Here is a 23,218-nt window from a genome sequence, read left to right on the forward strand (position 1 = left end):
ACGGTCGTCCGGTCAACGGTTCCCCGGCCGGCAGTTTCCCGGCCGGGGACTCCCGGTCAACGGTTCCCCGGCCGGCGATGCCCCGGTCACTGCTCGTCCATCCCGGCCAGCACCAGCGGCAGCCGGTGCGCGCCGCCCTCGGCGAGCAGGACCGGGACACCCCAGTCCTGCTGGTGGACGTGACAGGCCGGATACTCTCCCCCGGCCGAGTCGTCGTCGCAGGAGGCGGCCATCGCGGAGACGTGCAGGACACCCTGTGCGACCGCCGGGTTCAGCTCCAGCTCACGTGACAGCTCGGTGTCCGCGCCCTCGCCCTTGAGCAGCAGCTCGGGCGGGGTCGAGGAGACCAGCAGCCGGGTCGAGGGGCCGTAGCGGGTGTCCAGCTTCTGGCCCGCCGGAGCCTGGAAGATCACGTCCAGCAGGAGCGGACCGGGGGCGACCTCCGTCGCCGCGCGCCGGGTGCGGTGGACGACCGACTCCACACGGACCGCCTCCTCGGGCAGCCGCAGCCGGGTCAGACGGTGCCGCGCCGACTCCACGACCACGATGTCCTCGCCGACGAGCACCGCGTCACTGGGCTCGCGCAGATCGGTGGCGAGGGTGCTGACCTCGCCGGTGGCGGGGTCGTAGCGGCGCAGGGCGTGGTTGTAGGTGTCGGCGACCGCGACCGAGCCGTCGGGCAGCGCGGTGACGCCCAGCGGGTGCTGGAGCAGGGCCTGCCCGGCGGCACCGTCCCGGTGGCCGAAGTCGAACAGGCCCGTGCCGACGGCGGTGTGGACGTGCCCGTCCAGGTCCACCCAGCGCAGCGCCGAGGTCTCGGAGTCGGCGAGCCAGAGCCGGTCCGCGGTGGCCGCGAGGCCCGAGGGCTGAGCGAACCAGGCCTCGGCCCCGGGGCCGTCCACCAGGCCCTCGTTGGTGGTGCCCGCCGCCACGGCCACGGTCTGCGTGGCCGGGTCGTACGTCCACAGCTGGTGGACACCGGCCATCGCGATCCACACCCGGCCGCCGAAGACGGCCACGTCCCACGGCGAGGACAGGTCCACCTCACGGGCCGGACCGGAGGTCGCCGACCCCTGCCACCACTGCCTGCCGGTGCCCGCCAGGGTGGACACCGCGCCGGTGGCGAGGTCCAGGCGGCGCAGGGCGTGGTTGACGGTGTCGGCGACGATCACCGCCGTACCGTCCTCGGACAGCGCGAGGCCCTGCGGCTCGCTGAAGGAGGCCTTGCCGGCGCCGCCGTCGGCGAACCCGCGCACGCCGCTGCCGAACCGCCGCACGACCGTCTCGGCGTCCTCCGCCAGCTCCACCAGCTGGTGCCGGGTGGTGTCGCTGACCAGGAAGGTCCCGCCGGGCAGCAGCAGCGCCTTGCCGGGGAAGCGCAGCACCGTCGGCTCGGGCTCGGGCGGCACGTACGGACCGTCACCGCGGCGCAGGGTGCCCTTCGCCCCGTGCTCGGCCTCCAGCTGCTCGACCAGCCGCTCGATGGCGTGCACATGGCCCTCACCGGCGTGCTGGGCGACCACGTATCCCTCGGGGTCGATCACCACGAGGGTCGGCCAGGCCCGGACCGCGTACTGCTTCCAGGTGGCCAGCTCCGGGTCGTCCAGCACCGGGTGCTCCACGCCGTACCGCTCCACGGCGTCCACGACCGCCTCGTGCTCGGCCTCGTGCACGAACTTCGGCGAGTGCACGCCGATCACCACCACCGTGTCCCGGTGCTTCTCCTCCAACTCCCGCAGCTCGTCCAGGACATGCAGGCAGTTGATGCAGCAGAAGGTCCAAAAGTCCAGCACGACAATGCGTCCGCGCAGGTCGGCCAGGGTGTACTGCTTGTCTCCCGTGTTCAGCCACCCTCCCTTCCCGACCAGCTCGGGAGCACGGACACGGGCACGTCGGCGGGGTGCGGGCGCAGGGGCGGGGGCCGGGGCGGCATCGTTCATGCTTCAAGCCTGCCATCCGGGCAGGGCCGGACGTCCGGCGCTGCATCCTGCCGGGTCCGCCGCTGCATCCTGCCGGGTCCGCCGCTCGGGAAGCCGGCCTGCCCGCCGGAGTCGCACGACCTGGTGGGCGCGGCGGTGGCGACAGCCCGGTCCCGTCCGGACGAGTGCATCCGCCACCGCGTGGAACACCAGGTCGGCGACCGACGCCCGCGCTGCCCTGCCGTAGTGCCCGTCAGTCCTGGCGGACCACGTCCGTGCCGGGACCGCCGGAGAGGATGTCGCGGCCCGCGCCGCCGTACAGCCGGTCGTTCCCGCTGTTGCCGTACAGCCGGTCGTTGCCGGCATTGCCGTACAGGACGTCGTTGCCCTTGCCGCCGTTCAGGGTGTCGGCGCCGGTTCCGCCGGAGATCGTGTCCTTGCCGTCGTCGCCGGACAGGTACTGGTCTCCGGTGCCGCCGTGCAGCGTGTCGTCGCCCTTGCCGCCCTGCACGATGTTGTCGCCACCGCTCGCGTTGATCGTGTCGTTGCCGTCGCCGCCCCAGGCCAGGCCCTCCGCGCCCACGGTGAGGGTGTCGTCGCCCGCGTCGCCCGAGACATAGGCACCGTCGAGGCGGCCGGAGTCGGTCGCCCGGTCGTTGCCGGCGCCCAGCGAGATCTGGGCGTAGGAGTAGACCTGGTCGGTGGTGTTCTTGTACGTGACCGTGTCGTCGCGGTCGCCGAGGTCCATGACCAGGGCGGCGTACGGGTCCTGGCTGTCCACGCTGGTGACCGTGCAGGAGACCTTCGTGCGGTCCGAGGCGGTGGGGTGGGCGCAGTCGTGTCCCGCGCTGATCGGGACGACGTCGTCGATCACGTACGTGATGCCGGTGCGGTCGGCGGTGAGCGAGGCGGTGACGGTGGCCTTGTTGGTCTGGCCGGGGGCGGCCTGGTAGGTGAGCTGCCAGTCGTACTGGTTGACCGCGGCGGTGGCCGGTGCCGTCGCCGCATTGGCGGGGCCGGCCAGGGTGAGCGGCACGGCGAGGGCCGCACCGAGAGCGAGCGTCACCGCGGGAACAGCGCGTATCACCCGACGGCGGGCGGGACGAGAGGGCATGGACGGAACCTCCGAGAGAGCCGATAGAGCCGAGAAAGCCGATACAGCCGACACAGCCGACACAGCCGGGAGAAGCGTGCGGAGCTGTGCGTCTTTCCCCGGGTCCGACCCGGGGCTCACCCGTTTGGTTGGCCAACTGCCTTACAGGCACCGGATGTTCAATTGCAGGACACCCTTCGTCCCGGTGGATGCCGGTGCCCGGTCAGGTGAGGGCATGTCCCGTCGTCACGTCCACGTGGTCCGGCACCTCGTCGTGGCGGTCGCCCACGGAGAGGGTGCCGCTGGGCTCGATGACCAGGATCCGGGCGGGCACGGGCGCGAACGGCTTGTGCTCGGTACCGCGCGGGACGGTGAACACCGAGCCCTTGGGGAGGACGACCGTGCGCTCGCCGGCCTGCTCCCTGAGGGCGATGTGCAGTTCGCCGTCGAGGACCAGGAAGAACTCGTCGGTGTGGTCGTGCACGTGCCACACGTGCTCGCCCTCGACCTTCGCCACGCGTACGTCGTAGTCGTTGACGGTGGTGACGATGCGGGGGCTCCACTGCTCGGTGAAGGAGGCGAGGGCAGATTCCAGGGAGATCGGTTCCATGCGTTCATCGTCGGGGGTGCCGGACCGGCCGACGAGTGCTAGAAATCGCACATGCCGCAAGGATCCTCTCAGCCGGCGCGACCCCACCGGGTGGCCGTGATCGTCGACGGAGGCACGAATCCGTTCGAGGTCGGCGTCGCCACCGAACTGTTCGGCCTGCCGCGTCCCGAACTGGGCCTGCCCCGGCCCCTGTACGAGGTGACGCTGTGCACACCGACGCCCGGGGTGCGGATGAACCACGGCTTCTTCACGCTGACCGCGGTGCCCGGCGTGGAGGCGGTGGACGAGGCCGACACCCTGATCGTGCCGGGCCGTCCCGACAACGTGGTGCCACGCGGGCCCGTCGTGGTGGACGCGATCTCGCGCACGCACGCGCGGGGCGCCCGGGTCGTGAGCTTCTGCACCGGCAGCTTCGCACTCGCCGAAGCGGGACTGCTCGACGGCAGGCGGGCCACAACTCACTGGCTGTGGGCCGACTCCTTCCGGAAGCTGCACCCGAAGGTGCGGCTGGAGCCGGACGTGCTCTTCGTGGACGAGGGCGACATCCTGACCGCCGCCGGCAGCGCGGCCGCGCTCGACCTGGGGCTGCACATCTGGCGCCGGGACCACGGCGCGGAGATCGCCAACGCGGTCGCCCGGCGCCTGGTCTTCGCCGCCCACCGGGACGGCGGCCAGCGGCAGTTCGTGGAACGGCCGCTCCCCGCGGTCCGGGACACGTCGCTCGGCCCGCTGCTGGCCTGGGCGCAGGGGCGGCTGGGCGAGCCGCTGACGGTGGCGGACCTGGCCGCCCGCGCGGCCGTCTCCCCCGCCACCCTCCACCGCCGCTTCCGCGCTCAACTGGGCACGACTCCGCTGGCCTGGCTCACCGGGGAGCGGATCGCGCTCGCCTGTCGGCTGATCGAGCGTGGTGAGGAGCGTCTGGACGTCGTGGCGGCGCGCAGCGGCCTGGGTACGGCCGCCAACCTGCGGGCGCGGCTGCGTCGCGAGACGGGGCTCAGCCCGTCGGACTACCGCAAGCGCTTCGGACCGGCGTCCGCCCCGCCTTCCGGCCCTGATCCCGGCGCTGATCCCGGCGCTGATCCCGGTCCTGTTGTCGGTCCTGTTGTCGGTCCTGCTTCCGGTCCTGCTTCCGTCCGGTTTCCGGTTCCGTTGCCTGTGGCTCCGTGATGAAGCCGTCGGGCCGGGTAACGGTAAGCGCATGAGATACCTCGTACGCGACCGGCTCCTCGGCATCGGCGACGACTACTGGATCGAGGACGAGCACGGCCGGAAGGTGTTCCTCGTCGACGGCAAGGCCATGCGGCTGCGGGACACCTTCGAGCTGAAGGACACGCGTGGGCGCGTCCTGGTCGACATCCACCAGAAGATGTTCGCGCTGCGCGACACGATGGTGATCGAACGGGACGGCGAAGGCCTGGCCACCATCAGGCGCAAACGGCTGTCCCTGCTGCGCAACCACTACCGGGTCGCGCTCGTGGACGGCACCGAACTGGACGTCAGCGGCAAGATCCTCGACCACGAGTTCGCCATCGAGTACGACGGCGAACTCCTCGCGGTGATCTCCCGCCGTTGGCTGCACCTTCGGGACACGTACGGCGTCGACATCGTGCGCGACGACGCGGACCCCGCGCTGCTGATCGCGGTGGCGGTGTGCGTGATCCACCTGGCGCAGAAGGAGCGGGAGGACGACTAGGGCCCGCAACCCGGACGGGGCCCGCACCCCGGCAGGATCCGTAGGAGAGGCCCTGGGTGTGCCGTCCCGGGACGGGCTCAGCGGCGCGGCGGCTCCAGGCCCAGCATCCGGTCCTTCAGGGCCGGGAACTGTTCGCGGGTGGCCGCCACCTTCGCCGGGTCGAAGTCGACCGTGAGGACCTCCTCGCCGGCGCCCGCCTCCGCGAGCACCTCGCCCCACGGATCCACCACGATCGAGTGACCGGCCTGCGGAACTCCGGCATGTGTCCCGGCCGTTCCGCAGGCGAGCACGAACGCCTGGTTCTCCACCGCGCGCGCCTGAGCCAGCAGCGTCCAGTGCGCGCGTCGCCGCTCGGGCCAGCCCGCCGGGATCACCAGGGTCTCGGCGCCGGCGTCGACGAGTCCGCGGAAGAGTTCGGGGAACCGGAGGTCGTAGCAGGTGGCCACGCCGAGGGTGGTCGCGGGCAGCCGCACCGTCACCAGGTCCTGCCCGGCGCCCATCAGCACGGCCTCGCCCTTGTCGAAGCCGAAGCGATGGATCTTCCGGTAGGCCGCGACCAGGTCGCCGGAGGGGGAGAAGAGGAGGGAGGTGTTGTAGAGGGGGCCGTCTTCGGCGGCCGAGCCGCTGTCCGACGGGGCGCGCTCCGGGATGGAGCCGGCGTGCAGCCACACGCCCGCGTCGCTCGCCGCCTTGGCCATCGCCTCGTACGTGGGGCCTTCGAGCGGCTCGGCCTCCGGTCCGAACGCCTCGTAGGCGAAGGCTCCGGTGGTCCACAGCTCGGGCAGGACCACGAGGTCGGCTCCGGCCTGCTCGCGGACCAGCGCGGCCGTCCGCCGCCGCCGAGAGGCAACCGATTCGCCCTCGTCTACGGCGATCTGGATCAGGGAAGCGCGCACACTACCACCGTCCTGGCATTCGAGTCGTCCACACGGGCCTACGATCGTCACACGAAAGCACTGCCGGGGTGCCTCGGAGCAGCGTAACTTAGCGACCCAAGACACCCGCCGAGTGCAGCCACCTCCCGCTGGCAAGCCGCCACCACCTGCCCGTGTACCGACCGCCGAGGGGTCCCGTTCCGTGAGTCTGCATCCCACCCTCCAGCCCTACGCCGACGCCTGGACCCACTCCATCGACGCGATATCCGAATTGGTGGGCACGCTCGCGGAGGGCGAGTGGAACCGGCGGACGCCATGCCCGGGCTGGTCGGTCCGTGACGTGGTCTCGCACGTCATCGGCCTGGACTGCGAGATGCTCGGCGACCCGCGCCCCATCCACACGCTGCCCCGCGATCTCTTCCACGTCACCAACGAGCACCAGCGCTACATGGAGATGCAGGTCGACGTCCGCCGCCACCACACGGCGCCGGAGATGACGGCGGAGCTGGAGTACACGGTCATCCGCCGCAACCGCCAGCTGCGCAACGAGTCCCGCGAGCCCGGCACCATGGTGCGCGGCGCGATGGGCAGGGAGGTCACCCTCGAACAGTCGATGCGCATCCGGGCCTTCGACCTGTGGGTGCACGAGCAGGACCTGCGCACGGCCCTCGGCCGCCCCGGCAACCTGGACTCGCCGGGCGCGCACATCACCCGCGACGTCCTCCTGGAGCGCCTGCCCAAGGTCGTCGCCAAGGACGCGGACGCCCCGCGCAGTTCCGCCGTCGTCTTCGACGTGCACGGCCCCATCGAGTTCCTGCGCACCATCCGCGTGGACATCCAGGGCCGCGGCACCCTGGAGACCGCCCCGGCCCTGGGCCCCGCCGCCAGCCTCACCCTCGACTGGGAGACCTACGTCCGCCTGGCCTGTGGCCGGGTCACCGCGGAGGCGGTGGCGGACCGCATCAAGACGGAGGGCGACCCGGACCTGACGGCGGCGATCCTGCGCAACTTCACGATGACGCCGTAGCCCCGTGGGCAGTCGGATGCACGAGAACGCCGTAGACCCCTGGCGAATCGGATGCACGAGAACCCCGTAGCCCCTGGGGAATCCGATGTACGGGGACCCCGTAGCCCCCTGCGGATTCCGATGTACGGGGAGGCCGTAGGTCCGTGGCGAGTCGGATAATCGGTGTCGCCGGTCCCGTCGCGGAACTAGCGTGCGCGCCATGACCGATGCCACGGCGACCGCCCACACCGACGACCTTCCGCCCCGCCTCACCCGGCTCGTCTTCCACGGACCCCTCTCCGAGGCCCGCGCGGCCTCGATGGTCCGGCGCCTGGCGGCGACGCGCCCCGGCAGTGTGCTGGACATCGGCTGCGGCTGGGGCGAGTTGCTGCTCCGCGTGCTGGACGCCGTACCGACGGCGCACGGGGTGGGTGTCGACGTCAGCGGTACGGACCTGGCCCGGGGCCGGCGCAACGCCGAGGCGCGCGGGCTCGCGGACCGTGTGGAGTTCGCCGAGGAGTCCGCCGAGGGCACCCGGCGCGGCCCGGCCGACCTCGTGCTCTGCCTCGGCGCGACCCAGGCGCTGAGCAAGGCCGAGCCGCCGACGCCGGAGGCGCTGCGGGAGCTGCGGCGCCTGGTGACCGACGACGGCCGCGTCCTGGTGGGCGAGGGTTTCTGGGAGCGCCCGCCCACCGAGTCCGAGCTCGCCCGCATGTGGCCGGGTGCCTCCCCCGCCGACCACTACGACCTCGCCGGCCTCCTCGACCTGGCCGTGGAGGCCGGCTTCCGCCCCGAGTGGACGGAGACCGCGAGCCTCGACGAGTGGGAGGAGTTCGAGTCGGCGTACCAGGCGGACACGGAGGTGTGGCTGGCCCGGCACCCGGAGCATCCGCAGGCCGCCGACATCCGCGACCGCCTGGACCGCCACCGCCGCCAGTGGATGGCCTACCGGGGCATCCTCGGCATCGCCTACCTCACCCTCGTGCCCGTGACCGACTGAGCACCGGGAAGCCACCGGCCGAGGACCCGGGAAACCCCGGAAAGCCACGGCCGGCCGCCGCCCTGGACGGACGGCGAGCCACCCGCCTCGCGGACGGGGAGTCACCCTCATCCCGGACGGGAAGTCACCCGCCTCGCAGGCAAACCCGCAGGCAAACCGGCAGATAAACCCTCAGGCAAACCCGCGGGCAAACCCGCAGGCGAGGGGGCGGATGGCCGCCGGCGGCGAGGAGCCCCGCTGGTTGCTCAGCCTCTCGGCCGACCGGAAACGGGTGGTGGGCGGGTGGGCGAGGCGGCGGCCTCACACCACAGGCACGTGCACCGTCTCCACCCGGCTCGCCACCAACCGCTCCCGCTCCCGCCGGGCCGCCCGCCCCCGCAACCGCAGAATCTGGCTCACCCCCAGCCCCTGGAGGACGAACACCGCCGAGAAGGCCACGCCGTAGTCGTCACCGGTGGCGTCCAGCAGCACCCCGACCGCGAACAGCGTCGTCATCGAGGCGATGAAACCACCCATGTTGGTGATGCCGGACGCGGTGCCCTGTCGCTCGGGCGGGTTGGCCGGGCGGGCGAAGTCGAAGCCGAGCATCGAGGCCGGACCGCAGGCGCCGAGCACCGCGCAGAGGGCCACCAGCAGACCCATGGGAGCGTGCTCGGCGGGCCAGGCGAGGGTGAGTGCCCACAGGGACGCGGTCACCGCGACCGTGCCCAGCGCCAGCGGCAGCCGCGCCGCGTGGTGCCGGGCGACGATCTGACCGTAGACCAGGCCGATCACCATGTTGGACAGGACGACGAGGGTCAGCAGTTCACCGGCGGTGGCGCGGGTCAGCCCCTGCGCCTGGACCAGGAACGGCAGCCCCCACAGCAGCAGGAACACCATCGCCGGGAACTGGGTCGTGAAGTGCACCCACAGGCCCAGCCGGGTCCCGGGCTCCCGCCAGGCCGCGGCGATCTGCCGCCGGACGTAGGCCGCGCCGCGGTGCGGGGACGGCTCGGGCTCGTGTCCCTCGGGGTGGTCCTTCAGGAACAGCAGCGTCAGCACGAGGACGACCGCACCGGCCAGCGCGCTGCCCGCGAACGCCGGGGTCCAGCCGACGCCGTGCAGCAGCCGGGCGAGGACCAGGGTGGAGACCAGGTTGCCCGCCATCCCCACCAGGCCCGCGAGCTGTGCGACCAGCGGCCCGCGACGGGCCGGGAACCAGCGTGTGCCCAGGCGCAGCACGCTGATGAAGGTCATCGCGTCACCGCACCCGAGGAGTGCGCGCGAGGCGAGCGCCGTGCCGTAGGTGGGCGAGAAGGCGAAACCGAGCTGGCCCGCCGTGAACAGCACCGCGCCGATGCTCAGCACCTTCTTGGTGCCGAGCCGGTCCACGAGCAGGCCGACGGGTATCTGCATGCCCGCGTAGACCAGCAGCTGGAGGATCGAGAAGGTCGAGAGGGCGGAGGCGCCCACGTGGAAGCGGTCGGCCGCGTCCAGGCCGGCCACGCCGAGGGAGGTACGGAAGATGACGGCGACGAAGTAGACCGAGACACCGACGGACCACACCGATATCGCGCGGCGGCCGCCTTGGGGGTCACCCGGCAGGGTGGCGTTGGTCATCGGACCTCCCCCCGCGCAAGGTGCGAGAACCAGCTCACGTGCCGGTGCACGATCCCCACGGCCGCCTCCGCGTCCCCGGCACGCAGGGCCCCCAGGATCTCCTCGTGCTCGGCGAGCGTCTTGGCGATCCGGTCGGGGTGGGAGTGCATGACGGCGACGCCCATCCGCAGCTGACGGTCGCGCAGCTGGTCGTAGAGGCGGGACAGGATCTCGTTGCCGCCGCTGCGCACGATCTCGGCGTGGAAGCAGCGGTCGGTCCTCGCAGCGCCGGCCAGGTCACCGGCCGCGGCCTGCTTCTTCTGCTGCTCCAGCAGCTCGGCCAGCCGCTCCAGGAGCCCCGGCGGGGCCGGCACGGCCTTGCGGGCGGCGTGCTCCTCCACCAGCAGCCGGGTCTCCACGACGTCGGCGATCTCCTGCGCGGAGACGGGCAGGACCAGGGCGCCCTTCTTGGGATAGAGCCTGATCAGGCCCTCTGCCTCCAGCCTGAGCAGCGCCTCCCGTACCGGTGTGCGCGAGACCCCGACGGCCTCGGCCAGCTCGCCCTCGGTGAGCAGGGTCCCGCCCTCGTAGCGGCGGTCGAGGACGCCTTCTTTGACATGGGTGTAGACGCGGTCGGCGGCGGGCGGTTGCTTGGTGGGCGTGGCCATGCCCACAGGATAGATACAAGACGCACGCAAGAGGGAGACCGGTCCGGCATGCGGACGTGACGCAGATCCCCCGCAGCGGCTCCACAACCTTCTGTGCTAGTTACGTGTCACACACCTGCGGCCCCACTCTCTTGCCACCTCAACTCGGCCGCACCATAGGGGCATTCAACATAATCGGGGTAACTCACTTGATTACCGGCATTAAGGGCATCCGCCGCATCCGCAGAGCAACCGCCGTCGCTGTCACCTCCGGCGCGCTGCTCGCCACCGGGGCCCTCACGGCGGCCCCCGCTCAGGCCGTCACGACGCCCTCGATCGTGGCCAAGGGCGGCTACGTGATGAACGACGCGAGCGGCAAGACGCTGTACAACAAGGCCATGGACACCAAGCGGTCCACCGGCTCCACCACCAAGATCATGACCGCCAAGGTCGTGCTCGCCCAGTCGAACCTCAACCTCGACGCCAAGGTGACGATCGCGAAGGAGTACAGCGACTACGTCGTCAGGAACAACGCCTCGCAGGCGCACCTGATCGTCGGCGACAAGGTCACCGTCCGCCAGCTGCTGTACGGCCTGATGCTGCCGTCCGGCTGCGACGCCGCCTACGCGCTCGCCGACAAGTACGGCAGCGGCTCCACCCGCACCGCGCGCGTGGCCAACTTCATCGGCAAGATGAACACCGCCGCCAAGAACCTGGGCCTGAAGAACACCCACTTCGACTCGTTCGACGGCATCGGCAACGGCAACAACTACTCGACGCCGCGCGACCTGACGAAGATCGCCAGCAGCGCGATGAAGAACTCGATGTTCCGCACGGTCGTCAAGACGAAGCAGTACACGGCGAAGACGGTCACCAAGACCGGCGGCACCCGGATCATGCCGACCTGGACCAACACCAACACGCTGCTCAGCAGCTACAGCGGCGCCATCGGTGTGAAGACCGGCTCCGGCCCCGAGGCGGGCGCCTGCCTCGTCTTCGCGGCCACCCGCAACGGCAAGACCATCATCGGCACGGTCCTGGCCTCCACCACGTACGCCCAGCGCGCCACGGACGCCACGAAGCTCCTCAACTACGGCTTCGCGCAGGCCTGACCGACGCACCGCACGACCGAAGGGGCCCGCCGCACACCGCGGCGGGCCCCTTCCGCTGTCCGCCCTGTGTACGCCCCGTGGCCGCCCTGAAGCCCGGCCCGCCGTTCACCCCGGTGCCGGATGAAATGCATGGTGCTATCTTCAGTAGCACCATGCTGCTGCGTCTGGACACGACCGACACCCGCCCCCTGCACGAGCAGGTGGCCGCCGCGATCCGGCGTGCCGTCGCCGAGGGAGAGTGCCGCCCCGGCGACCGCCTGCCGTCGGCCCGCGATCTCTCCCAGGCGCTGGACATCAACGTCAACACCGTTCTGCGCGGGCTGCGTTCGCTCCGCGACGAGGGTCTGCTGGAGTTCCGCAGGGGCCGGGGGGTGACCGTGGCCGAAGGCGCCGACCGACGCTCGGGGCTGCGGATCCGCGTGCATGAACTCGTGGCCGAGGCGGCCCGCCTGGGCTACGGCAGGAACGATCTCATCGAGATGATCAGGGGGATGTCGTGAAGGGTGCGGCGCGCTGGGCGACAGCGGTCTGGACGGCGGGCGTGGCCGCGGTGATCGCCGTCCTGCCCTGGGCCGCGAGCGGGAGACTGCCCGGTCGCCTGGCGACCCACTGGAGCGGTACGGGCGGCGGCACGCCCGACGGCTCGATGCCGCTGTGGGCCGCGTCCGCCGTCCCCGCCCTGATCTGGCTGGTCCTGACCCTGGTCCTGCCCCTGACGACGACCGCGCTGCGACGGCGGGCGGGGGCAGGGAGCCGCCCGGCCACCCGTACAGCCCCCGGTACAGCCCCCCGTACGGCCACGCCTCCGACCCCCCACACGGCCACCCGTCCGACCACCGGTACGGCCGGCCGGCCGGTGAGCGCGGTCGCGCTGCTGTCGGGCGGTGTGCTTCTCGTGGGCGCCCAGGCCGCCGTGATCCGGGCCAACCTCGACCGGACGGACTGGCACGAGGCACGGCTGCCGGCGGTCTGGATCGTGGCGCTGCTCGCGACCGCCCTGGCCGCCGGCGCCGGCGCATGGCTGCTGACCACGCGCGGCCAGGATCCCTCCCCGGCGGTGGCCCCGACCCCGCCCCTGGAGATCCCCGACGGGCAGCACCTGGCCTGGTTCTCCCGCGCCACGAACCCCTGGCTGCACGGAGCGGCACTGCTCACGGGCCTGGCCGCGGCGGCGTCCGGCGCGGCGCTCGCCGCCGGCCTCGTCGGCACCGGCCCCTTCTTCCCGGTGTTCGCCGGCGCGGGCCTCGCCTCCTGCTCGCTGGCCGCCTGCGCCTCGGTCCGCGTCCGGGTCTCCGAACATGGCCTGGAGGTGGCGTTCGGCCCGCTCGGCCGGCCGCGGCGGCGCTGGGCGGCGGGCGACATCGAGTCGGCCCGTGTCGAGCACCGCACACCGGCGCAGGCCGGCGGCTGGGGCTACCGCCTCGGCGGCCTCGGTACGACGGTGATGGTCCGTGGCGGCGAGTGCCTCGTCGTACGGCTGCGGGGCAGGCGCTCGGAGTTCGCGGTGAGCGTGGACGACGCCGAGCGGGGAGCCGCGCTCCTCAACGCGCTGAGGACACCGCAGCCGCACTGATACCCGGTTGTACGGCCGCCCGTTCGGCGTCTACCGTCTGCCCATCGGCGTGTAGCTCAGCAGCAGAGCACCGGGCTCGGGTCCCGGAGGGCGCGGGGGCGGCACCTGCCACGTCGGCTTATGAAGGACGACGCTGAGCAGCAGCATCCCGCACACACGGCGAACACCGGCTACGCGGCCGGGCAGTCGGCGACGGCGTACCCGACCGCCCTCACGCACGAGGACACCGGCACCCGGCGCCGGGCGAAGGAACGCGCCGGCACCCGGCGGGCCGTGTCCCGGTGCAGCGAGCAGGACCGGGCGCGCGCCTCGGTGCGGCCCGGCGAGGAGAGCGCCCGTCACCCCGCCCACGTCACGGCCCGGCCGGCCCCGGCCCTCACCGGTCTGCGCCGGGCCGCGGAGGACGGCTCGGCCGCGGAGGGAGACGGCTCGGCCGCGGAGGGGGACGGCCGCCGGTTCCTGGGGCGGAGCATCGGCGGCCACCGGATGCTCGCCGACCGGCGCTCGGCGTAGACCGGCCGCGGCATGCGCATCCAGGGGGAGGACGAGGCCGGTGGCGAGCCGTGGCCGACGGCCGCCGCGCTGGTCCGCGCCGCACAGAGCGGTGACGCACTCGCCATGGACGAGCTGCTGACGACGGTGACGCCGTACGTGACCCGGCTGTGCCGCCCGATCGCCCCGCACGACGTGCCCGACGCCGTCCAGGAGTCGCTGACGGCGGTCTTCAAGGGCCTGCGCGCGCTGCGCGATCCGCTCGCCTTCTACGGCTGGGTGCGCACGGTCACGGTCCGCGAGGCAGTGCGCGTCGCGCGGCGCACGGCGGTCGAGGAACCGGCCGACCCCGCCGACCTGGCCCGGCTCGGCGCTCTGCACACCGCCGCCGACGGGGAGCTGCCCGCCGACGTGCGGGACGTGCTCGCCCGGCTCCCGGTCCGGCACCGGGCCGTCCTGGTCCTGCGCGAGCTGGAGGGCCTGGACGAGGCCGCCGTCGCCGAACTGCTCGGGATTGCGCCGGGCACCGTCAAGTCCCGCCTGCACCGGGCGCGTTCCTCCTTCCGGAAGGCGTGGTCGCGATGAGCAACGACCTCGATCCCGTACGACGCCTGCGAGTGCTGGCGGCCGGCCTGCACGCCGGGATGTACGCCGAGGAGCACATCCCCCTGCCCTACGAGCAGGTGTGGGCCGTCGCCGCCGACCTCCCGGCCGAGCTGCCCCGTCTGGTGCCGTTCCTGCACGCGTTCCACGTCCCGGCGGGCGACGCGGACCGCAAGCAGGCGCTGGCACTGGCCCGCCCGGGCCTGCGCGAGGAGTTCGACGTACGCCTCGCGAGCGGCTGGTGCCTGATGCAGTCCCGGCTGATCGTGGGCGGCATGGCGGCCGTACCGGAGGGCGGCGGAACGCGCTTCGCCGTCCTCGGCGCGACCCGCCCCACCGCCCTGCGCCCCGTGCAGTGGCTCTACGGCCGGCTGCTCGGCGACCGCCGCGGCCGGGCGTTCGTGGGCCGGGTCGCCGAGCGGGCGCGGCTGCGCTAGCGCCTGCCGTCGAAGAACGTCCGCACGGCCTCGGCCACCTCCCCGGGCCGTTCCTGCGGCAGATGGTGCCCGGCGCCCGGCACGAGCCGTACCGTCAGCTCGTCGGCGTACGGCTCCGCGCCGACGAGCAGCGACGGCCGCACCACGACGTCCCGCTCCCCGCCGAGCAGCAGCGTGGGCACGGTCAGCCGGTGCCGCCGCCAGGTACCGCGAACCAGCGCGGGGATGTCCTTGAGGACGTACTGCCAGAACAGGGACTGCACGGCGGGCGCGCTCGTGGAGGTCGCGGCCGCGTACTCGGCGAGGTCGGCGTCCGGCCACACGGCCGGGTCGGCGACCTGGTGGCGCAGCAGGAAGCGGGTGAAGCCGGGCCAGTGCCGCAGGACGGCCCGCCCGAGCACCGGGTACTCGACGAACGCGGTGAACCACATCCGCCACAGGTTCGGCAGGACGGCCCGGTGCCGGGGCCACGGGTGGGACATGTTGAGCGCGAGATATCCGGTGAACCGTTCCGGCGCCCGCAGACACAGCCGGAACCCCAGGTGGGCGCCCCAGTCGTGGCCGACCAGCCCCACCCGCTCCAGCCCCAGCGCGTCGAGCAGTGCGAGGGCGTCCTCGGCCAGGGCGTCCATGTCGTACCCGCGCGCGGTCCGCCCGGACCAGCCGAAGCCCCGCAGGTCCGGGCAGAGCAGCCGGTAGCCGTCCGGGACCAGGGCGGCGACCCGGTGCCAGGCGTACCAGTGCTGCGGGAAGCCGTGCAGCATCAGCAGCGGGGTGCCGGTGCCGTACTCGGCGAGGTGCAGGCGGGTGCCCCGTACGTCCAGCCGGCGGTGCGTGGCACGTGTGTCCTCCGGCAGCGGCCGTTCCGACACGACCACGGTGTGCGGTGCCATGCAGGACCCCTCTCGGGTCGGTGCGGTCCCCCGTCGGGCCCGCATCGCCGGGTCAGGAGTCCGGGACGGGGCGAAAGGTTCCCCGGACTTTCACCCGGGGCGACCGGTGAAGTCGGCCCGGGTGGCCGGGGTGGCGGAGGCTCAGCCGAAGCCGGGGAGGCGGCGCAGTCCGGAGATGCGCAGGAGGCGGGCGAGAGCGAGGAAGGCCACGGCCAGGGCGAGGACGCCGACGGCTGTGCTGAGGGCGGTCGCCGCCGTACCCCCGGCTCCGAAGGCCTGTGTGCAGGCCCGCGCCGCCGCCCAGCCCGCCGCCGCGCCCCCGGCGCCCGCGCCCAGCAGTTTTGCGTAGGTGCCGCGCAGGCTGCCGTCGTCCAGGCGGCCGCCGGTCCTGCGGGCCAGCAGCCGCGCGGTGAGGAGAAGGCCGGCCAGGTAGGAGAGCGTGTAGGCACCGGCCATGCCGGTGACGGCCCAGCGGACGGGCAGCAGCAGATGGCAGGCGGTGGCGAGCGCGATGTTCACGGACCCGATCCACACCGCCATGAAGAACGGCGTGCGGGTGTCCTCGAAGGCGTAGAAGCCGCGCAGCAGCAGGTACTGGGCCGAGAAGGGGATCAGGCCGAGGCCGAACGCCTGGAGCATGTACCCGAGCGGCCGGACGGAGGCCGGGTCGGCGGTGCCGTGCGCGAAGAGCAGGGCGGCGACCTGCGGGCCCAGGGCGAGGAAGAGGAAGGCCGCGGGCACGACGACGACCCCGCTGATCCGCAGAGCGCGGGACAGGTCGGCGCGCAGCTCGGTGATGCGGCCCTCGGCGGCCGCCCTGCTCATCCGCGGCAGCAGGGCGGTGACCAGCGAGACGGTGACGATGGACTGGGGCAGCATCCAGATGGTCTGCGCGTAGCTGTACGAGGTGTAGCCCACGCCCGCGTTCGGCAGCGCCCCGTCGGCGGCGGTGGCGAATCTGGTGACCACGGTGAGCGCGACCTGGTTGGCCAGCACGAACAGCAGCGTCCACTTGGCCGCGTGGACACCGGAGCCGAGTCCGCTGCCGCGCCAGTCGAAACGGGGCCGGAAGCGGAAACCGGCGGCGCGGGCGAAGGGGATCAGCGCGAGGGCCTGCACGGCGATGCCGACGGTGGTGCCGATACCGAGCCAGCGGACCTGGGCGTCGGTGACGGCGGCGACGGAGTGCGGGACGGTCATCAGTCCCAGGTAGACACCGAACATGCCGATGAGGACGACGTTGTTGAGCACCGGCGTCCACATCATCGCGCCGAACTTCTCGCGGGCGTTGAGGACTTGGCCGAGGATGGCGAACAGACCGTAGAAGAAGATCTGCGGGAGCAGGAACCGGGCGAAGACCACCGTGAGCCGGAACGCCTGGTGCCGGCCCGGCGTGTCGTGCATGTACACGCTCACGATCTCCGGGGCGGCCCACACGGCGAGCGCGGTGCCGGCGGCCAGCACGGTGACGACGAGGGTCACCAGCCGCTGCTCGTAGGCCCGCCCGCCGTCGGCGTGGGTGGACCGGGCCCGCACCAGCTGCGGCACCAGCACGGCGTTGAGCGCACCGCCGATCAGCAGCGTGTACAGACTCGTCGGCACGGTGTTGGCCGTGTTGTAGGTACTGGCCAGCAGGGCGTTGCCGAGGGCGGCCGCCTGGAGCACCTGGCGTATCAGTCCGGTGGCGCGGGAGACGACGGTTCCGACCGCCATGAGCGCGGACGACCGGGCCAGCCCGCCCTTCTCGGCCGCCGTCCGTCTCCTCGCACGCCGCGCTGCGCTCTTTGCCCCCGTCACCATGCCGTCAAGATACGGGAGTCGAGGCCGGTCCAGCGATATCGGCGATCTTCCCTCGCAATGGCGAATATTTCTGGACCAGTTGGCATATGCGATTCCCGTCGATCTACGTTCCGGGGAGGAGGTGGTTCCCATGAACGAACCCAGCAAGCGGCCCGACGCGGGCAGGCAGCACGAGGCGATCGACATCAACGACTTCGTGTACGCGGCGACGGGAGCCCGGGTACGACGGCTGACCATGCCGGACGGGACTCATTGGTTTCCGGCGGTGGACGTCTGCAAGGAACTCGGACATACCAACTCGAGGCAGGCACTCGCAGACCATGTCCCAGAGGACCATCGAGAGATTCTCGAGACCGTAACCGGAGCTTACGGTCTGAGCATTCCCGCAGGCAGGGAGTGGCGCCGAGACCTGAATGTCATCTCTCTCCAAGGCCTCGTCCTCCTCGTCAACGCCTGCACCAAGCCCGCCTGCGCCCCCTTCAGGCAGTGGGCCGCCGAGGTCATCGAGACGGTCCAGAGGGAGGGTTCCTACACCCTCGAAGAGGCCGAGGTGCAGCCCGCCGAACCGGGTGCCCCCATCGCCTACGCCATGCCGGAGCAGGTCGCGGAGGCCATCGTCCGGCTGGAGGCGCACAACCTTCAGCTGGACGAGCAGCTTGCCGTCGCCCAGCGCGAATCCCTCGCACTGCAGAAGGAGATGCTCACCACCCAGCAGGCCACGCTCACCACCCAGCAAGCCGCACTCACCGCCCAGCAGGCCTCCCTCGCCATCCAGCAGGCCGCACTCGTCGCCCAGGAAGCCATGGCCCAGGCGATGGAGCGCATCGCGGACCGGCTCGACGCCCTGGTCCTCGACCGGCCCACGCCCACCGGCACCGGCACCGCCACCGTTCCGCCGACCACGGAGTCCGTGCTGGCCGACTGGCGGCAGCGGCTGTCCGTGACGGAGGACGTGTGGACGGTGGCCGTCGTCATCGCCCCGGTTCTCGTGGAGAAGGGCGAGCTGCGTGAGCCGCTCGAATCGATCGCGGCCCGTACGGGTCTTTCGGAACGCCGCGTCAACGAATGCCTCCGCCTGCTGCGCAAGCACGCCTGCATCCGCTCGCGGGGCGGGGCCGAGGACGGGGCGCCGGTGTACGTGCTCAACGAGTCCTGAGTGAGGCGGTTCCGAAAGAGCCGGTTCTGAGAGATCCGGCTCTTAGAGAGCCGGTCATGAGAAATCCGGCTCTTAGAGAGCCGGTCGGGAAAGAGCTGGTCCGGAAGAGCCAGCAGCGAACGGGCCGGTCCCGGAAGAGCCAGTGATGAACGGGAGGGTCCCGGAGGCGGGGAAAGAGAGAGGGGGCGGTCGCAAGACGAAGTTGCGGCCGCCCCCTTCAGGCCTCGGAGGCTACCCGGTGAGGGGCCGTCAGGCCCAGCTGATCAGCCGCTTGGGCTGCTCCAGGATCGCCGCGACGTCCGCCAGCACCTTGGAGCCCAGTTCGCCGTCGACCAGGCGGTGGTCGAAGCTCAGGGCGAGGGTGGTGACCTGGCGCGGCTTGACCTTGCCCTTGTGGACCCACGGCTGGAGCTTGATCGCACCGATCGCGAGGATCGCCGACTCACCGGGGTTGAGGATCGGGGTGCCGGTGTCGACGCCGAAGACGCCGACGTTGGTGATGGTCACCGTGCCGCCCTGCATCGCCGCCGGGGAGGTCCTGCCCTCGCGGGCCGTGCCCACCAGCTCGCCCAGTGCCTCCGCCAGCTGTGGCAGCGTCTTGGCGTGGGCATCCTTGATGTTCGGGACGATCAGGCCGCGGGGGGTGGCCGCCGCGATGCCCAGGTTGACGTAGTGCTTGAGCACGATCTCCTGGTTCGCCTCGTCCCAGGACGCGTTGATCTCCGGGTTGCGCTTGATCGCGACCAGCAGCGCCTTGGCGATCAGCAGCAGCGGGTTCACCCGCAGGCCCTGGAACTCCTTGTCCTGCTTGAGCTCTTCGACCAGCTTCATCGTGCGCGTCACGTCCACCGTCACGAACTCCGTGACGTGCGGGGCCGTGAACGCCGAGCCGATCATGGCCTGGGCGGTGGCCTTGCGGACGCCCTTGACCGGGATGCGGGTCTCGCGGGCGCCGTCGTAGGCCACGACGGGCGCGGGAGCGGCGGCGGCCGGGGTCGCCACGACGACCGGCGCGGCGGTCACGGCGGTCACGGCGGCCTGCGGGGCCGCTGCCGCGTGGACGTCCTCGCGGGTGATCACGCCGTCCGGGCCGGACGGGGTGATCGTGGCAAGGTCGACGCCGAGGTCCTTGGCCAGCTTGCGCACCGGCGGCTTGGCCAGCGGGCGGGAGCGGTCCTGGACGGCGGGGGCAGTGGGTGTGCCATGGCCGTTCAGCTCGGTCTGGATCGCCTGGGCGGCCGCCGGGACGGTGACCCCGGGGCCCTTGCGCGGGCGGCGCTTGGTGGAGGAGGCCGCCACGCCGTAGCCGACCAGGACCGGCTGGCGGCCCTGCGGCTTGGCCTCGGGCTCCTCGGGGGCCGGGGCCGCCTTCGGCTGCTCGGCCGCGGGCTGCTCGGCAGGCGCCTCGGCGGGCGCGCCGCCGGACACGTCCACCGCGATGATGGCCGTGCCCACGTCCACCGTGGTGCCCTCGGGGAAGTGCAGTGAGTGGACCACGCCGTCGTAGGGGATGGGGAGTTCGACGGCCGCCTTGGCGGTCTCGACCTCGCACACCACCTGGCCGTCGGTGACCGTGTCACCCGGCTGGACGTACCACTTGAGGATCTCGGCCTCGGTGAGTCCCTCGCCCACGTCGGGCATTTTGAACTCGCGTACGGAAGCTTCCGTCATCGTCGTCACGAACCCTCTCCTCAGTACGCCAGGGCACGGTCGACGGCGTCGAGCACCCGGTCCAGACCCGGCAGGTACTCCTCCTCCAGGCGCGCCGGCGGGTACGGGGCGTGGTAGCCGCCGACCCGGAGCACCGGGGCCTCCAGGTGGTAGAAGCAGCGCTCCGTGATCCGGGCGGCGATCTCCGCGCCGGAGCCGAAGAACACCGGCGCCTCGTGGACGACGACCAGGCGGCGGGTCTTCTCGACCGAGGCCTGGACGGAGTCGAAGTCGAGGGGGCTGACCGAGCGCAGGTCCAGCACCTCCAGGGACTTGCCCTCCTCGGCCGCCGCGTCCGCGGCCTCCTGGCACAGCTTCACCATCGGGCCGTAGGCGGCCAGGGTGAGATCGGTGCCCTCGCGGACGACCTGTGCCTTGTGCAGCGGGCCGGGGATGGCGTCGGTGCTGACCTCGCCCTTGTCCCAGTAGCGCCGCTTGGGCTCGAAGTAGATCACCGGGTCGTCGCTCTGGATGGCCTGCTGCATCATCCAGTAGGCGTCCGACGCGTTGGAGGGGCTGACGACCTTCAGGCCGGCCACGTGCGCGAACAGCGCCTCGGGGGACTCGGAGTGGTGCTCGACCGCGCCGATGCCACCGCCGTAGGGGATGCGGATGACGACGGGCATCTTGACCTTGCCCAGGGCGCGCGCGTGCATCTTCGCGAGCTGGGTGACGATCTGGTCGTAGGCCGGGAAGACGAAGCCGTCGAACTGGATCTCCACCACCGGGCGGTAGCCGCGCAGTGCCAGGCCGATCGCCGTGCCGACGATGCCCGACTCGGCGAGCGGGGTGTCGATGACGCGGCTCTCGCCGAAGTCCTTCTGCAGGCCGTCGGTGACCCGGAAGACACCGCCGAGCTTGCCGACGTCCTCGCCCATGACGAGGACCTTGGGGTCCGTCTCCAGAGCGCGGCGCAGCGACTCGTTGATCGCCTTGGCCAGCGCCATGGTCTTGGTCTCGGCTGCCATGATCAGACCCCCTCTGCCTCTGCGTCCGCGAACGACGCCTGGTAGGCGGCGAACTGGGCTCGCTCCTCGTCGACGAGCGCGTGCCCGTCCGCGTACACGTTCTCGAAGATGGCGAAGTGGTCCGGGTCCGGCATGGCACGGACCGCTTCGCGTACTCGCCTGCCCAACGCCTCGGACTCGGTCTCGAGTTCCGCGAAGAATCCCTCGTCCGCGTGGTTTGAGGCCTCCAGGTAGCGGCGCAGGCGCAGGATCGGGTCCTTCGCCTCCCAGGCCTGGCGCTCCTCGTCACCGCGGTAGCGGGTGGGGTCGTCGGAGGTGGTGTGGGCGCCCATGCGGTAGGTGTAGGCCTCGACCAGGGTCGGGCCCTCGCCGTTGCGGGCACGCTCCAGCGCCCACTTGGTGACCGCGAGGCAGGCGAGCACGTCGTTGCCGTCCACGCGCACACCGGGGAAGCCGAAGCCCTGGGCGCGCTGGTACAGCGGCACGCGGCTCTGCTTCTCGGTGGGCTCGGAGATCGCCCACTGGTTGTTCTGGCAGAAGAACACCACGGGGGCGTTGTACACCGCGGAGAAGGTGAACGACTCCGCCACGTCGCCCTGGCTGGAGGCGCCGTCGCCGAAGTAGGCGATGACGGCCGAGTCCGCGCCGTCCTTGGTCACGCCCATCGCGTAACCGGTGGCGTGCAGCGTCTGGGAGCCGATGACGATCGTGTACAGGTGGAAGTTGTTGCTGTTCGGGTCCCAGCCGCCGTTGTTCACGCCGCGGAACATCCCGAGCAGGTTGGTCGGGTCGACCCCGCGGCACCAGGCGACGCCGTGCTCGCGGTAGGTCGGGAAGACGTAGTCGTCGTCGCGCAGTGCGCGGCCGGAGCCGATCTGGGCGGCCTCCTGGCCGAGCAGCGACGCCCACAGTCCCAGCTCGCCCTGGCGCTGCAGGGCGGTGGCCTCGGCGTCGAAGCGGCGGGTGAGCACCATGTCGCGGTACAGGCCGCGCAGTTCGTCGGGGGTGATCCCGGCGACGTAACCGTCGTACTCGGCGTTCTTGACCCGCTTGCCCTCGGGCGTCAGGAGCTGCACGAGGTCGGGGTCGGTGCTCTTCTTCGCAGTGGTGCGAGTGGTGCGCTTGGTGCCGGTGGTCCCGGCGCTGCTGCCGGTGGTGCCGGCCTTGCCTGCGGCGCTGCGTCGCGGCTTGCGCGCGGCACTGCTGTCCACGGTCACGTGTGCTCCTCCGTCGTTCCGGCCCCCGGGGTTGCCGGTAGGCCAGTGCGGCTCACCTGTTGTCGACCACCGGGCACGGGGTGGGTGCCACTCGGCCGGGAACAGGCGTGACAGGTGCCCCGGCGAGCGCCCTGCAACATTTACGTTACCCAGTGCTCCACATTTCTGTGAAACCCCTCCTGACCTGCGTTTTTGCTTGGATTTCCAAGTAAATCCGCAGGGCTCGGAAGAGCGCTGGTCACAGCCTTGCAGGAGGCCGGAGCTACGGCACGTTATCCCGGCGACCCCGGACACGGGAAGAGCCTTTGTGTGACACCGACCTCGCACACGAAGACGGAAAAGTCCTGGTATTTCCCCTAGACGACCACGAGGTCGTCCGTCACGGAGCGCACGAAACGCCGTCGGCCGACCCGGACATCCAGGCCGTCGGCGAGGCCGGTACGGCGGCCGACGCGCTGGTGCGCATTCCGGCCAGACGACCCGGCGCGGCGGCGCTCGACGCACGACTCCCGGACGGCAGCGGCGTCGAGATGTGCCGGGGATCCGGGCCGCGCACGAGAGGGTCCACTGCCCGGTGCCGGCCTCCTTCGCGGACGACGAGGCGCTCTTCGGCGCGATCACGGCGGGGGCCCGGCCGGACAGGAGCGGTGGATTCTCGAACTGATCAGCGAAGGGCTCACCCGTCGCCAGATCGGCGAACGGCTCCATCCCGCCGAGAAAACGATCAAGAATTGCGTTTCCGGTCCGCTCGCGAAACCCGGTATGCAACAGCGTTCCCGGGCAGTCGCTTATGCGGCCCGAATGCAGACGGAAATTCCGGGCAGTCACTGAGGGTC

Annotated in this window: 22 protein-coding genes, 1 tRNA gene and 1 pseudogene; 13 read left to right on the forward strand and 11 right to left on the reverse strand. The window is 71.9% G+C overall.

Features of this window, described 5'->3' with window-relative positions; genetic code table 11:
- Positions 1-86: 86 nt before the first annotated feature.
- The 3 genes from ACFZCP_RS22775 to ACFZCP_RS22785 form a co-directional block, all read right to left on the reverse strand.
- Positions 87-1,940 carry a thioredoxin-like domain-containing protein gene (locus ACFZCP_RS22775; protein ID WP_391429360.1) on the reverse strand — a complete coding sequence of 618 codons (1,854 nt, stop codon included), beginning with the start codon at positions 1,938-1,940 and terminating at the stop codon, positions 87-89.
- Between the two features lie 232 nt (positions 1,941-2,172).
- Complete coding sequence (locus ACFZCP_RS22780) at positions 2,173-3,033, reverse strand: calcium-binding protein (protein WP_391429362.1); 861 nt, start codon at positions 3,031-3,033, stop codon at positions 2,173-2,175.
- A 202-nt stretch (positions 3,034-3,235) separates the two neighbouring features.
- Positions 3,236-3,622: a cupin domain-containing protein gene (locus ACFZCP_RS22785; RefSeq protein ID WP_391429364.1), complete on the reverse strand. Its 387-nt coding sequence runs from the start codon at positions 3,620-3,622 to the stop codon at positions 3,236-3,238.
- A 51-nt stretch (positions 3,623-3,673) separates the two neighbouring features.
- Between ACFZCP_RS22785 and ACFZCP_RS22790 the strand changes: the two genes are divergently transcribed.
- Both ACFZCP_RS22790 and ACFZCP_RS22795 read left to right on the forward strand, forming a co-directional pair.
- A complete protein-coding gene (locus ACFZCP_RS22790) occupies positions 3,674-4,789 on the forward strand; it encodes a helix-turn-helix domain-containing protein (RefSeq protein WP_391429366.1) in 1,116 nt (371 codons plus the stop codon).
- Positions 4,790-4,820: 31 nt separating this feature from the next.
- Positions 4,821-5,315: an LURP-one-related family protein gene (locus tag ACFZCP_RS22795; protein WP_362688956.1), complete on the forward strand. Its 495-nt coding sequence runs from the start codon at positions 4,821-4,823 to the stop codon at positions 5,313-5,315.
- Between the two features lie 77 nt (positions 5,316-5,392).
- Here ACFZCP_RS22795 and ACFZCP_RS22800 read toward each other — a convergent pair whose 3' ends face one another.
- Positions 5,393-6,211, reverse strand: coding sequence for a carbon-nitrogen family hydrolase (locus tag ACFZCP_RS22800; protein WP_362688953.1), 819 nt, complete (start codon positions 6,209-6,211; stop codon positions 5,393-5,395).
- A 181-nt stretch (positions 6,212-6,392) separates the two neighbouring features.
- Between ACFZCP_RS22800 and ACFZCP_RS22805 the strand changes: the two genes are divergently transcribed.
- Positions 6,393-7,217 (forward strand): maleylpyruvate isomerase family mycothiol-dependent enzyme, encoded by an 825-nt coding sequence (locus tag ACFZCP_RS22805; protein WP_362688950.1) that lies wholly within the window; start codon positions 6,393-6,395, stop codon positions 7,215-7,217.
- 199 nt (positions 7,218-7,416) lie between these two features.
- Positions 7,417-8,196 carry a methyltransferase gene (locus ACFZCP_RS22810; RefSeq protein WP_391429370.1) on the forward strand — a complete coding sequence of 260 codons (780 nt, stop codon included), beginning with the start codon at positions 7,417-7,419 and terminating at the stop codon, positions 8,194-8,196.
- A 300-nt stretch (positions 8,197-8,496) separates the two neighbouring features.
- Here ACFZCP_RS22810 and ACFZCP_RS22815 read toward each other — a convergent pair whose 3' ends face one another.
- Together ACFZCP_RS22815 and ACFZCP_RS22820 are read right to left on the reverse strand one after the other, a co-directional pair.
- Entirely contained in the window at positions 8,497-9,795 is a 1,299-nt protein-coding gene (locus tag ACFZCP_RS22815; protein WP_391429373.1) for an MFS transporter, read from the reverse strand.
- Positions 9,792-10,442, reverse strand: coding sequence for an FCD domain-containing protein (locus tag ACFZCP_RS22820; protein WP_391429375.1), 651 nt, complete (start codon positions 10,440-10,442; stop codon positions 9,792-9,794). Before ACFZCP_RS22820 ends, ACFZCP_RS22815 begins: the two co-directional genes overlap by 4 nt.
- A gap of 188 nt (positions 10,443-10,630) precedes the next feature.
- Here ACFZCP_RS22820 and ACFZCP_RS22825 point away from each other — a divergent pair, with 188 nt between their 5' ends.
- The 7 genes from ACFZCP_RS22825 to ACFZCP_RS22855 all read left to right on the forward strand — a co-directional run bounded on the left by ACFZCP_RS22825 (position 10,631) and on the right by ACFZCP_RS22855 (position 14,638).
- The gene (locus ACFZCP_RS22825; protein WP_391429377.1) at positions 10,631-11,533 is read left to right on the forward strand and encodes a D-alanyl-D-alanine carboxypeptidase family protein; all 903 of its coding nucleotides are present in this window, start codon (positions 10,631-10,633) and stop codon (positions 11,531-11,533) included.
- A gap of 152 nt (positions 11,534-11,685) precedes the next feature.
- Complete coding sequence (locus ACFZCP_RS22830; protein ID WP_362688935.1) at positions 11,686-12,033, forward strand: GntR family transcriptional regulator; 348 nt, start codon at positions 11,686-11,688, stop codon at positions 12,031-12,033.
- Positions 12,030-13,106, forward strand: a complete 1,077-nt coding sequence (locus ACFZCP_RS22835) for a DUF1648 domain-containing protein (RefSeq protein WP_391429380.1) — start codon at positions 12,030-12,032, stop codon at positions 13,104-13,106. Before ACFZCP_RS22830 ends, ACFZCP_RS22835 begins: the two co-directional genes overlap by 4 nt.
- A gap of 45 nt (positions 13,107-13,151) precedes the next feature.
- A tRNA-Pro gene (locus ACFZCP_RS22840) sits at positions 13,152-13,223 on the forward strand.
- 3 nt (positions 13,224-13,226) lie between these two features.
- On the forward strand, positions 13,227-13,619 hold the full coding sequence (locus ACFZCP_RS22845; protein ID WP_391429382.1) for a hypothetical protein: 393 nt from the start codon (positions 13,227-13,229) through the stop codon (positions 13,617-13,619).
- 12 nt (positions 13,620-13,631) lie between these two features.
- Complete coding sequence (locus ACFZCP_RS22850; protein ID WP_391429384.1) at positions 13,632-14,183, forward strand: sigma-70 family RNA polymerase sigma factor; 552 nt, start codon at positions 13,632-13,634, stop codon at positions 14,181-14,183.
- The gene (locus ACFZCP_RS22855; protein WP_391429386.1) at positions 14,180-14,638 is read left to right on the forward strand and encodes a hypothetical protein; all 459 of its coding nucleotides are present in this window, start codon (positions 14,180-14,182) and stop codon (positions 14,636-14,638) included. Before ACFZCP_RS22850 ends, ACFZCP_RS22855 begins: the two co-directional genes overlap by 4 nt.
- Here the strand turns inward: ACFZCP_RS22855 and ACFZCP_RS22860 are convergent.
- Both ACFZCP_RS22860 and murJ read right to left on the reverse strand, forming a co-directional pair.
- Positions 14,635-15,531 (reverse strand): alpha/beta hydrolase, encoded by an 897-nt coding sequence (locus tag ACFZCP_RS22860; RefSeq protein ID WP_362688920.1) that lies wholly within the window; start codon positions 15,529-15,531, stop codon positions 14,635-14,637. The genes ACFZCP_RS22855 and ACFZCP_RS22860 overlap by 4 nt on opposite strands.
- Before the next feature lie 141 nt (positions 15,532-15,672).
- Positions 15,673-17,331: a murein biosynthesis integral membrane protein MurJ gene (murJ, locus tag ACFZCP_RS22865; protein ID WP_391429390.1), complete on the reverse strand. Its 1,659-nt coding sequence runs from the start codon at positions 17,329-17,331 to the stop codon at positions 15,673-15,675.
- 130 nt (positions 17,332-17,461) lie between these two features.
- Between murJ and ACFZCP_RS22870 the strand changes: the two genes are divergently transcribed.
- The gene (locus tag ACFZCP_RS22870; RefSeq protein WP_391429392.1) at positions 17,462-18,487 is read left to right on the forward strand and encodes a BRO family protein; all 1,026 of its coding nucleotides are present in this window, start codon (positions 17,462-17,464) and stop codon (positions 18,485-18,487) included.
- A 249-nt stretch (positions 18,488-18,736) separates the two neighbouring features.
- Here the strand turns inward: ACFZCP_RS22870 and ACFZCP_RS22875 are convergent, their stop codons facing one another.
- The 3 genes from ACFZCP_RS22875 to pdhA are packed head-to-tail and all read right to left on the reverse strand — an operon-like array spanning position 18,737 to position 22,382.
- Positions 18,737-20,167: a 2-oxo acid dehydrogenase subunit E2 gene (locus ACFZCP_RS22875; RefSeq protein WP_391429394.1), complete on the reverse strand. Its 1,431-nt coding sequence runs from the start codon at positions 20,165-20,167 to the stop codon at positions 18,737-18,739.
- An 11-nt stretch (positions 20,168-20,178) separates the two neighbouring features.
- Positions 20,179-21,165: a transketolase C-terminal domain-containing protein gene (locus tag ACFZCP_RS22880; protein ID WP_391429396.1), complete on the reverse strand. Its 987-nt coding sequence runs from the start codon at positions 21,163-21,165 to the stop codon at positions 20,179-20,181.
- Positions 21,166-21,167: 2 nt separating this feature from the next.
- Complete coding sequence (pdhA, locus tag ACFZCP_RS22885; protein ID WP_362688905.1) at positions 21,168-22,382, reverse strand: pyruvate dehydrogenase (acetyl-transferring) E1 component subunit alpha; 1,215 nt, start codon at positions 22,380-22,382, stop codon at positions 21,168-21,170.
- 305 nt (positions 22,383-22,687) lie between these two features.
- On the opposite strand from pdhA, the pseudogene ACFZCP_RS22890 reads away from it, so the two are divergent.
- A pseudogene (locus tag ACFZCP_RS22890) lies at positions 22,688-23,213 on the forward strand (response regulator transcription factor).
- Positions 23,214-23,218 lie beyond the last annotated feature (5 nt).

The organism is Streptomyces sp. NPDC007971 (assembly GCF_042958635.1).
Taxonomy (GTDB): Bacteria; Actinomycetota; Actinomycetes; order Streptomycetales; family Streptomycetaceae; genus Streptomyces.

Excerpts from the sequence above, each read along its gene's own strand:
- ACFZCP_RS22870 (WP_391429392.1), top strand. The coding sequence starts at position 17,462 with ATGAACGAACCCAGCAAGCGGCCCGACGCGGGCAGGCAGCACGAGGCG.
- ACFZCP_RS22795 (WP_362688956.1), top strand. The coding sequence starts at position 4,821 with ATGAGATACCTCGTACGCGACCGGCTCCTCGGCATCGGCGACGACTAC.
- ACFZCP_RS22780 (WP_391429362.1), bottom strand. The coding sequence starts at position 3,033 with ATGCCCTCTCGTCCCGCCCGCCGTCGGGTGATACGCGCTGTTCCCGCG.
- murJ (WP_391429390.1), bottom strand. The coding sequence starts at position 17,331 with ATGGTGACGGGGGCAAAGAGCGCAGCGCGGCGTGCGAGGAGACGGACG.
- ACFZCP_RS22785 (WP_391429364.1), bottom strand. The coding sequence starts at position 3,622 with ATGGAACCGATCTCCCTGGAATCTGCCCTCGCCTCCTTCACCGAGCAG.
- ACFZCP_RS22830 (WP_362688935.1), top strand. The coding sequence starts at position 11,686 with ATGCTGCTGCGTCTGGACACGACCGACACCCGCCCCCTGCACGAGCAG.
- ACFZCP_RS22880 (WP_391429396.1), bottom strand. The coding sequence starts at position 21,165 with ATGGCAGCCGAGACCAAGACCATGGCGCTGGCCAAGGCGATCAACGAG.
- ACFZCP_RS22810 (WP_391429370.1), top strand. The coding sequence starts at position 7,417 with ATGACCGATGCCACGGCGACCGCCCACACCGACGACCTTCCGCCCCGC.
- ACFZCP_RS22820 (WP_391429375.1), bottom strand. The coding sequence starts at position 10,442 with ATGGCCACGCCCACCAAGCAACCGCCCGCCGCCGACCGCGTCTACACC.
- ACFZCP_RS22850 (WP_391429384.1), top strand. The coding sequence starts at position 13,632 with ATGCGCATCCAGGGGGAGGACGAGGCCGGTGGCGAGCCGTGGCCGACG.
- ACFZCP_RS22860 (WP_362688920.1), bottom strand. The coding sequence starts at position 15,531 with ATGGCACCGCACACCGTGGTCGTGTCGGAACGGCCGCTGCCGGAGGAC.
- ACFZCP_RS22815 (WP_391429373.1), bottom strand. The coding sequence starts at position 9,795 with ATGACCAACGCCACCCTGCCGGGTGACCCCCAAGGCGGCCGCCGCGCG.
- ACFZCP_RS22855 (WP_391429386.1), top strand. The coding sequence starts at position 14,180 with ATGAGCAACGACCTCGATCCCGTACGACGCCTGCGAGTGCTGGCGGCC.
- ACFZCP_RS22790 (WP_391429366.1), top strand. The coding sequence starts at position 3,674 with ATGCCGCAAGGATCCTCTCAGCCGGCGCGACCCCACCGGGTGGCCGTG.
- ACFZCP_RS22845 (WP_391429382.1), top strand. The coding sequence starts at position 13,227 with ATGAAGGACGACGCTGAGCAGCAGCATCCCGCACACACGGCGAACACC.
- ACFZCP_RS22775 (WP_391429360.1), bottom strand. The coding sequence starts at position 1,940 with ATGAACGATGCCGCCCCGGCCCCCGCCCCTGCGCCCGCACCCCGCCGA.